Source organism: Streptomyces phyllanthi (genome assembly GCF_009377205.1).
GTDB lineage: Bacteria > Actinomycetota > Actinomycetes > Streptomycetales > Streptomycetaceae > Streptomyces > Streptomyces phyllanthi.
Map to the genome: position 1 here is coordinate 1 of NZ_VJZE01000401.1, position 8,544 is coordinate 8,544.

8 protein-coding genes are annotated in these 8,544 nt (G+C 71.3%); 2 read left to right on the forward strand and 6 right to left on the reverse strand.

The genetic code is table 11. From position 1 onward, the window contains the following. Positions 1 to 24: 24 nt before the first annotated feature. Complete coding sequence (locus FNH04_RS35780) at positions 25 to 891, forward strand: hypothetical protein (protein ID WP_152790016.1); 867 nt, start codon at positions 25 to 27, stop codon at positions 889 to 891. 49 nt (positions 892 to 940) lie between these two features. Here the strand turns inward: FNH04_RS35780 and FNH04_RS35785 are convergent, their stop codons facing one another. The 6 genes from FNH04_RS35785 to FNH04_RS35810 form a co-directional block, all read right to left on the reverse strand. Further along, the gene (locus FNH04_RS35785) at positions 941 to 2,155 is read right to left on the reverse strand and encodes a glycosyltransferase (protein ID WP_322724796.1); all 1,215 of its coding nucleotides are present in this window, start codon (positions 2,153 to 2,155) and stop codon (positions 941 to 943) included. Then, positions 2,152 to 2,982, reverse strand: a complete 831-nt coding sequence (locus FNH04_RS35790) for a MerR family transcriptional regulator (protein WP_152790017.1) — start codon at positions 2,980 to 2,982, stop codon at positions 2,152 to 2,154. The genes FNH04_RS35785 and FNH04_RS35790 overlap by 4 nt, the downstream gene beginning before the upstream one ends. A gap of 252 nt (positions 2,983 to 3,234) precedes the next feature. Continuing rightward, complete coding sequence (locus tag FNH04_RS35795; protein ID WP_228031798.1) at positions 3,235 to 4,443, reverse strand: hypothetical protein; 1,209 nt, start codon at positions 4,441 to 4,443, stop codon at positions 3,235 to 3,237. A gap of 179 nt (positions 4,444 to 4,622) precedes the next feature. After that, a complete protein-coding gene (locus FNH04_RS35800) occupies positions 4,623 to 4,895 on the reverse strand; it encodes a hypothetical protein (protein WP_152790018.1) in 273 nt (90 codons plus the stop codon). 149 nt (positions 4,896 to 5,044) lie between these two features. Then, entirely contained in the window at positions 5,045 to 6,052 is a 1,008-nt protein-coding gene (locus FNH04_RS35805; RefSeq protein ID WP_152790019.1) for an aminoglycoside phosphotransferase family protein, read from the reverse strand. A 126-nt stretch (positions 6,053 to 6,178) separates the two neighbouring features. Further along, positions 6,179 to 7,639 carry an MFS transporter gene (locus FNH04_RS35810; protein ID WP_152790020.1) on the reverse strand — a complete coding sequence of 487 codons (1,461 nt, stop codon included), beginning with the start codon at positions 7,637 to 7,639 and terminating at the stop codon, positions 6,179 to 6,181. A 270-nt stretch (positions 7,640 to 7,909) separates the two neighbouring features. On the opposite strand from FNH04_RS35810, the gene FNH04_RS35815 reads away from it, so the two are divergent. Beyond that, the gene (locus FNH04_RS35815) at positions 7,910 to 8,368 is read left to right on the forward strand and encodes a MarR family winged helix-turn-helix transcriptional regulator (RefSeq protein WP_322724800.1); all 459 of its coding nucleotides are present in this window, start codon (positions 7,910 to 7,912) and stop codon (positions 8,366 to 8,368) included. The last annotated feature ends 176 nt before the right edge of the window (positions 8,369 to 8,544 follow it).

Sequence of the window (8,544 nt, forward strand, 5' to 3'; positions counted from 1 at the left end):
CTCTCGTCGTTAAGGACCCGCCTCATGCCGCAGACCACCGTTCGACCCAGCCGCTCGGACGGCGAGTTCGCCGAACTGTTCGCCCGCAAGGCGCGCACTCCGCTGCGCGGATTCCTGCCCGGCCGCAGGGTCTGGAACGCCGTCGGGGGCTCCGCGGCCACGGTCGTCGTCATCATGGGCACCACCGCGCTGGTCTCCCAGATCGACTGGAGCGGCGGTCCGGAGAAGGTGACCACCGCCGCCGAGAAGAAGGACGCCGTGAAGGAGCGGGGCTCCGCCGAGCCCGGCGGCACACCGTCCTCCACCACGTCCTCGGGTGCACCGGCCAAGGAGAAGGGGGACAGGGCCCCGGACGTGGTCTATCTCCCGGCCCCGGGTGGGTCCGGCGGCTCCTCCGGTGGAGGGTCCGGCTCCTCGGACTCCGGTTCCGGCACGAACGATGACGAGAAGTCGGCCGGGAACGACGAGCAGGAGACCTCGTCACGGTCGACGACTTCCTCGCAACAGGAGTCGACCTCCTTCCTCTGGTCCGACGGAAGCGTCGAGGCGGACTCCAACGACTACTGGGACCAGAGCGTCATCACCGTGAAGTCGACGAAGTCGCTCAGCAGCCTCAAGGTGGTCGTCAAGATCATCCAGACGGGTGGCGTCTCCAACACCGGCACGTGGAGCTCCCTCGGCGACCGGGTGTCGGTGGCGTCGGCGGCGACCAGCGGCGAGGTGGACTACGTGGTGACGCTGAAGTCGGGAGTCACGCTGGAGCCCGGCACGTATGTCTTCAAGTTCCAGTACAACCACGACCAGGGCCGCCGTGACGCGGGCGGCGACCGCTACAACGTCACCGCCACGACCACCTCTTCGGAGAGCGAGTTCCGCAAGGGCAGTTTCTGAGAGCCCGCGCGCAAGAGGCGGAGTACGGAAACCGAGTGCCGACGGCCCGTCAGCCCGTCATGTGCTGAACGGCCCTGAGGGCGCGGCCCGCTCCGTCCTCCGTCGCCATGTGCCGGGCCGCGGTCGCTGCCGCCCGGGCGTACGTCTGCCGCCTCACCACTTGGCCCAGGGCGTCGGCCAGCCGTTCGGCGGTCAGGGACGTGAAGGGGATCGGGTCGGGCGCGGCCCCCAGTGCGGCGAGCCGCGCCGCCCAGAACGGCTGGTCCGCGGTCACCGGCACCGCGACCGCGGGCACTCCGGCGCGCAGTGCGGCGGCCGTGGTGCCCGCCCCGGCGTGGTGGACCACGGCGGCGAGCCGGGGGAACAGCAACTCGTGCGGTACGTCGCCGATGGTGAGCACGTCGTCGCCGTCGGCCGCGAGCCCCGCGCTGCCGGACTGGAGGACGCCGCGCAGTCCGGCGCGCCGCAGGGCCCCCACGGCGATCTCGCCGAGCCGCTCCCCCTCTCCGGCCGCCATGCTGCCGAAGCCGATGAACACGGGCCGGGGCCCGGCCCGCAGGAAGTCCTCCAGCTCCGCGGGGAGCCGCTCGGCGGGGTGGAGGTGGGGCCACCAGGTGCCCACGACGTCGAGCCCGGGACGCCAGTCGGAGGGGCGCGGCACGAGTGCGGTGCTGAAGCCGTACAGGACGGGCCAATGGGCCTGCTCCTGGCGGCGGCGCATCGCCGGGGCGGAGACGGCGGGCAGGTCCAGGCGGCGGCGCAGGTCCGAGACGGCCTGCCCGTACACGCGGTCGGCCATGCGGAGTGCGAAGCGCCCGGCCGTACGGTTGCCGAGGCGTCCGAGTGAGCGGGTGCCCATGACGACGGGCGGGAAGTCGCCGGTCGGCGCGGTGGGCTGAAGGTGGACGCCGAGGCTCGGGATGCCGGTGGCCTCGGTGATGTGCCAGCCGAGCGGGGCCGTGGTCGCGGAGAGCAGAAGCAGGTCGGCGCCCCGGGCCGCCGCGTCGGCGAAGCCCTGGCCCAGTTCGGTGGCGAAGGCGGCCGCGACACGCATGAGCTCGCGTCTGCCGGCCAGGCCTCCGTCGGCCCGGGGCCGGGCCGCGGGAAGGCTTCGGAACTCCAGCCCGGCTTTCCGTACGAGCGGGGCGAAGGCGTCCGTCGTGGCGATGGCCACGTCGTACCCGGAGCGGTGCAGTTCGGCGCCCAGGCCGGTGTACGGGTCGACGTCGCCGCGTGAACCGGCGGCGGCGATCAGGATTCTCACTGGTACTCCTCGGGCTCGGCCCCGGGGTCGGACGTGCGGTCGGCGTCGGGACGGGCGGCGGCGAGGCGGGAGGCGTTGGAGTGGATCGCCTTGCACAGATGGGCGGCCAGGCCCGGCCGTTGCTGCGACAGCGGTACGACGAGGGCGAAGGCCCGCGGGTCGGCGGCGAAGTCGTCGGCGATGCGCCGGTGCATGTCGGGCGGGCAGGGCGTGAACCAGCGGCTGATGTGCCCGCGGTGCTCCTCGGCGAGGTCCATGGCCCGCTCGCCGTCGCTGGGCTCCCCGGCGTCGAAGGCCGCGAGCAGCTCGGCACGCCAGGCGGCAGCCTCGGCCATGAGCCGCCGCCAGTCCTCCTTGGTGTGCGCGGCCGCGCGGGCCATGGCCTCGCGTTGTCCTGCCGAGTGCCGCCACTTGAGCTGCGCCTCGGTGGCGTAGCTGAGGTCGAAGGTGATCTCGCCGAAGACCTCGAAGCGCTCCTCGGGCGTGAGGGACACACCCGTGAGCTGCACCTCGATGGCCTGCTCGGCCACTTCGGCCAGCCGCTGGAGCCGGGCGATCTCCTCGCCCAGCCGGCGCTGCCGGGCGCGGAGGTGCTCCAGCGCGTTCGCCTGCGGGTCCTTGAGGATGGTGGCGATGTCGTCGAGGGAGAAGCCGAGTTCGCGGTAGAAGAGGATCTGCTGGAGGCGGGCCAGGTCGGTGTCGTTGTAGAGCCGGTAGCCGGCGTCGCTGCGGTCGCCGGGTGACAGCAGCCCCGCCCTGTCGTAGTGGTGCAGTGTCCGCACCGTCACCCCGGCGAAGGCGGAGACCTGCCCCACGGAGTAGCTCATGCACGTGCCCTTTCGTCGGCGTACAGCATTGAGCCTGACGTAAGGGAAGGGTCAACTCCTGAAGCTCAACTCCTGAAGCTCAACTCCTGAGGCCGCCGTCTCCTGTGGGCTGGACGCGGGTCCGGGAAGCTGGGGCGTTGTCGTCGGTCATCTGCTCCCCCATGGCCCCGCTCGGGTCGTTTGAGCGGTGCCGCACACGGCCGGCCTGATCCAAACGACAGGCCCTGGTCCCGGACCCGCACCGGGGACGGTTCAGCAGATGTCCTCGCGGCTGTTGACCAGCCGGTTGTTGCGGAACGTCGTGTTCTCGCCGCAGGGGCTCTCCCTGATGGCCGAGTTGGTGACCGTCAGGTTCTGGATGGTGATGTCACGGTTGTTCGGGAATTCCGACCGTGCCGCGAGCCTGATCTCCCCGCCGCCCGACACGCTGCCGCTCTGCGCCGCGAGGTTCACGTTGTAGCAGTTCTCGATGAGGATCGCGTTGTTGCCGGTGTTGGACAGGGTCACCCGGTCGATGACCGCGCCACCGCTTTCGGAGACGCAGAAGACGCCGCGCCCGCCGCCGCGCGCGACGACCTCGCCCACGCGGACGTTGGTGGGATAGCCGCTGCCGACCCGGCCGTTGCGGTTCGCCATGCGGAAGGCCGCGTAGCCGGTTCCGGTGCCCGCGCCGTCCGCGTCCACCTTGGTGACCGTCGCGTTGATGGTCTGGTTGAGCAGCAGACCGGACTCGCCGACGTTGCGGGCGGTGACGGTTCCGATGGTGAGGCCGTCGACGCCGTACGTCTCGACGGCGTGGCTGCTCGCGCCCGAGACGTACACGGTGTCGATCCTGACGTTCCGCGTCCACTGGCTGGTGTCGCCGCGGTTGTCGATACGGATGCCGAGGCCACGGGACAGGCGCATGTCGATCTGGCCGAGGACGACGTTCTGGACGTTGCGCAGGAAGATGCCGTACAGCGGCGTGCCGGTGAGGTTCAGGTGCTGGACCTCGATGTCCCGGGCACCGCGTGCGTAGACGGGCGCCTGGTCGCCGGAGCCCGAGCCGGTGACGTTGATCGTGCCGCAGACGTCGAGCACGGTGTAGCTCGGCAGGGAGACCCGGGAGCCGGCGGCGATGGAGCCGGAGCCCCGGACGACGACCCGTTCCTTCGAAGTCCGGCCCGACGTCAGGCTGTTCACGGCCGCCTGTGTCGCGGCGCGCATGTCGCCGCCGGTGTACACGACACTGCTGCCGCGCCGGGCGGTCCACGTGCTGCCGTTGAGTACGGCTTCCGCCTGGTAGGAGCCCTCGCCACAGGCGGCTTTCGGTTCCGGCGCCGCGCTTGCGGGAGCCGTCGGCGCGGCGGCGCCGGTGAGCAGGGCGGTGGCACAGGCGGCGGTGACGGCGGCGCGCTTGGTACGGCCACGTCGGTCCGTCGCGCCCGGATCGGTGAGGTGAGCTGCGGCTCTGCGTCCCATCTCGTCTTCTCCCAGGTGGGGGTTGGCACGCGTGCTGCCCCGGTCCGTTCCTGGGACGCGTCGAACCCGATTCGACCCGGGTTGCTGCATCGCTTCAGGCCCACGCGGCGCACGTGACCTGCGGCGGCACGGCTCAACGAAACACCAGGAGGTACGTCCCCGGAGACAGCAAGCGATTTCTATGGAGGCGGCGAGTGTGGCAACGGCCCTGTGAGGGCGTCAAGTTCCGCGACGGAAGTATCGGGGCCCTCGCCCGTCACCTCCTCCACGGCGCCACCCCTCGACTCCCGACTCCTCTCGGGAGTCGTCTTCTCGGACTCGGCCGGGCTGCCGGTCACACCGGGGATCGCGATCAGCTCCAGCAGCATCCGGACGATGACCACCTCGCCGACCGCCGCCGGCGCGGCTGCCTCCCGCGCGCTCGGCTCGGCACTGAACGCATCCGTGGTCACGGGCGGTTGCTCCAGTCGCGGGCTCAGTGCGTCACCGGTCACCTCATGGTGCCGGACCGCCCCGGGATCCGGAAGCTCGGCAATCGAGGTCCGCGCGCTCCGGCGATTCGGCGCTCCGTCCCCCTTGCCCTGCCTCGGGCCGCCGCCGTCTAGAGCGGCGGTTCACTGAGGAGTTGCAGCAGCCAGTGGGCGCTTTCCGCGGCCCCGGGGGCGTCCTCGGCGCCGGACGCGGACGGAAACATGCGGCCCCAGGAGCAGGCGCGCCCCAGGGCACCGAGCCGCCATGCGAGGCTCACGGCACGGCGTAGTTCCCCCATCGTTCGGCCGGAGCCCGTCCACGGCTCCAGGTAGGCGTCCCGCAGCCGTGGCAGAACGCCGGGGCCGTAGCGTTCGCAGGCGCTTCGGGCAGGGACCGGCAGACTGCAGAAGGGATGCGAGACGGCGGCGTCGCCCCAGTCGAAGAAGGTGAAACGGCCCGGTTCCGGGTGGAACAGCTGACCGTCGTGCAGGTCCGAGTGGTCGAGGGAGTCCGCGATCCCCACGTCCGCGAGCTCCGCGCACCAGTCCACGAGGAACGGCCGTGCCTCCCCGAGTCTCCTGCGTTCCTCCGGCCCCAGCGCGGAGTTCTGCGCGACCGCCTCGTCGAAGACCTCCGGCAGTGCGGTGGTCCGTGCGCCGGGGACACCCAGCAGTTCCATCTCCATTGCGTGCGGACTCAGGGCCTGCTGTATGGCCGCGTACCGGCGGAGGAGCTCTTCCCACGTACGGGGATCGGCCGCCTCCCGGTCGAGTACGTCCCTGAAGAGTTCCCCTCCGTCGGGCAGCAGCGACCAGCCGCGGCCGGTGTCGACGGCAAGCGGCTCCAGTACGTGCTCGGGCACCCAGCGAGCGAGTGCCTCAGTCAGCGCGGCTTCGAAAGCGCTAGCCGGTGGATTCGCCTTGAACCAGACGGCGTCACGCCCCTCGACGGGCACCCGCACCAGGACGGACCACGGCCGCAGTCGAACGCTCCGGCCCCCGGTCGCCCGCAAGCCATGCGCGGCAAGCTCGCCCTCCACCCAGCCGAGGGCCTCGGCCCGCCAGACCTCCTGCTCCCAGGGAGTGACCGCGCTCTGGTACTGCCCCCGGTCCACGATGGCCGACGCCTCTTCTCGCATCGCGCCATCCCAGCACCACGGCCGAAGAACGGCCACCGATTTCCTCCGGGCCGAACCGGCTCGCGGAACGCGGGAAGACCCGGCCTTACGGTCTCCCCCGACATCGCGCCCCGGTCACCTTGCCGGTCACGCCGCCGGAGCGGGCGCCTCGGCGGCGGTCGGCTGCTGCTCCGTCGCCTCGGTCCCGGGTGCGGCCTCCCGTGCGGCAGGGATGAGGGCGGCGACCGCGGCGGCGACCAGTGCCACCCCGCAACCGATCAGCAGTCCGGTGCGGAAGCCGTCCTCCGAAGGCAGGGTGAATCCGCCCGTGGTGGTGGTCGTCTCGGCGAGCACCACACCGATCACCGCGGCGGCGGAGGACGTGCCCAGCGAGCGCATCAGGGTGTTGAAGCTGTTCGCGGAGGCCGTCTCGGACGGCGGCACCGTGCTCATGATCAGCGCGGGCATCGCCCCGTACGCGAAACCGACCCCGGAGCTGACGACGAGGGCGACGACGAGCAGGCCCCAGGTGGAGCCCATGAGCACCAGGGACAGGCCGTATCCGGCGGCGATCACCAGCGCGCCCAGGATCAGGGTGACCTTGGGACCGCGCGTGGCCGTGAGCCTTCCGCCGAGCGGAGAGATCACCATCATCATCACGCCGGCCGGTGCCATCCACAGGCCCATGGCCAGCATGGACTGCCCCAGACCGTAGCCGGTCGCCTCAGGCAACTGCAGGAGCTGCGGAGAGATGAGCGACTGCCCGTACATACCGAAGCCGACGAGGACCGAGGCGACGTTGGTGAGCAGGACACGCGGGTGGGCGGTGGTGCGCAGGTCCACCAGCGGATCACGGGTGCGCAGCTCCCAGAAGCCCCAGACGAGCAGGAGCACCACGGCGGCGGCGAACAGGCCGAGCGTGGTCCCGGAAGCCCAGCCCCAGTCGGCCCCCTTGGAGACCGCGAGCAGCAGGCACAGCACTCCGCCGCCGAGACCGAGGGCGCCGGCGAAGTCGAAGCGCTGCCCCTTGGCGCCCGCAGGGGTGCCGGGGACGAGGAACCAGATCATGGCGGTGACCGCCAGCGCGAGGGCGGCGGCACCCCAGAACAGCACCCGCCAGCTGGCGTACTGGGCGACCGCGGCCGCGATGGGCAGGCCCAGACCGGCGCCGATCCCCAGCGAGGCGCTCACCAGCGCGATGGAGGAGCTGAGCTTCTCCTGCGGCACCACGTCGCGCAGCAGGCTGATGCCGAGCGGCACCACGCCCATGCCGATACCCTGCAGCCCGCGGCCCACGACCATCGGCACGACGGACGAGGACAGCGCGCACACCACCGAGCCGGCCACCAGCGGGACGCAGCACACGAGCAGTATGCGCCGCTTGCCGTACAGGTCACCGAGGCGTCCGCCGACCGGACCGAAGACCGCGCCCGTCAGCAGCGTGGCGGTCACCACCCATGAGGCGTTCGAGGAACTGGTGCCGAGGATCGCCGGCAGATCCGTGAGCAGCGGCGTCACCAGGGTCATCATGATCGAGGCGACTATGCCGGCGAGCGCGAGGGTCGCGATGACACCTCTCGAACGCGCGGTCGGCAGGGGGGTGGCCATCAGCAGGGATCTCCTCGGTGCGTGGAACCGGTGACAGGGCGAGCGCCGTACGGTGCGACGGGCGCGCCGCAGGCATCGTACACACGACGTGCATGATGCACGCCGCGGGCACGGAGCACGGCACGGGTACGAGGCACGGCACGGGTACGATGCATGGGCGAGGTGTCCGGGGATGTCCGGGGTATCCGGGGGTTCCCGGGTGTCCTGGGTGTCCTGGGTGGGGGACGCCTCCGGCCATCCGCGGCACCCGTGAGAAGGAAGACAGCGACTGTGGACGAGCCCACGCGCCGGGTCGAGTACGAGAACATGCTCCTCGGCCGCTACCAGCACCTGAGCAGGAGCAAAGGGCGCCCCAAGGGGTCCACCCTGGAGAGGAGCGCGTACATCCTGCTCAGCCGTATCCGGGCACAGGGACGGCCGATGTCCGTCAGCGAGCTCAGCGAGGCGTTCGGCCTGGACGCGTCCACTCTTCGCCGCCAGACCGCCGCCGCTCTGAAGGCGGGCCTGGTCGAGCCCACGCTCGACCCGGAGGGAGGCATGGCTCGCAAGTTCCGCATCACCGAGGAGGGCGAGCGCCGTCTCGACGAGGAACGCGAGGGCAACGTCCACGCCCTCGCCATGGTCATGGGCGGCTGGTCCGACGAGGACGTCACCCGCTTCGCCGACTACCTTCAGCGGTTCAACACCGACATCGAGCGCCTCCACGGCCATCCGTGGCCGCGCCCGTAAGCTCGTCGTTCGACCGGTGGGGTTCGAACGGAACACGTACCCGCGGCGTCTGAGGTACATGAAAGCATCGCGCCAAGCCGCCATCCTGCTCCTGAGTGCCGGGCTGTCGCTCTCCGGCTGCTCCTCCTCGTCCGACAACCCGGGCGACGAGGGGTACACCGGTCCCACCCTGCCCG

Bases quoted from the DNA above. Each gene is read 5' to 3' on its own strand.
- FNH04_RS35780 (WP_152790016.1), top strand. From the start codon at position 25: ATGCCGCAGACCACCGTTCGACCCAGCCGCTCGGACGGCGAGTTCGCC.
- FNH04_RS35790 (WP_152790017.1), bottom strand. From the start codon at position 2,982: ATGAGCTACTCCGTGGGGCAGGTCTCCGCCTTCGCCGGGGTGACGGTG.
- FNH04_RS35795 (WP_228031798.1), bottom strand. From the start codon at position 4,443: ATGGGACGCAGAGCCGCAGCTCACCTCACCGATCCGGGCGCGACGGAC.
- FNH04_RS35805 (WP_152790019.1), bottom strand. From the start codon at position 6,052: ATGCGAGAAGAGGCGTCGGCCATCGTGGACCGGGGGCAGTACCAGAGC.
- FNH04_RS35810 (WP_152790020.1), bottom strand. From the start codon at position 7,639: ATGGCCACCCCCCTGCCGACCGCGCGTTCGAGAGGTGTCATCGCGACC.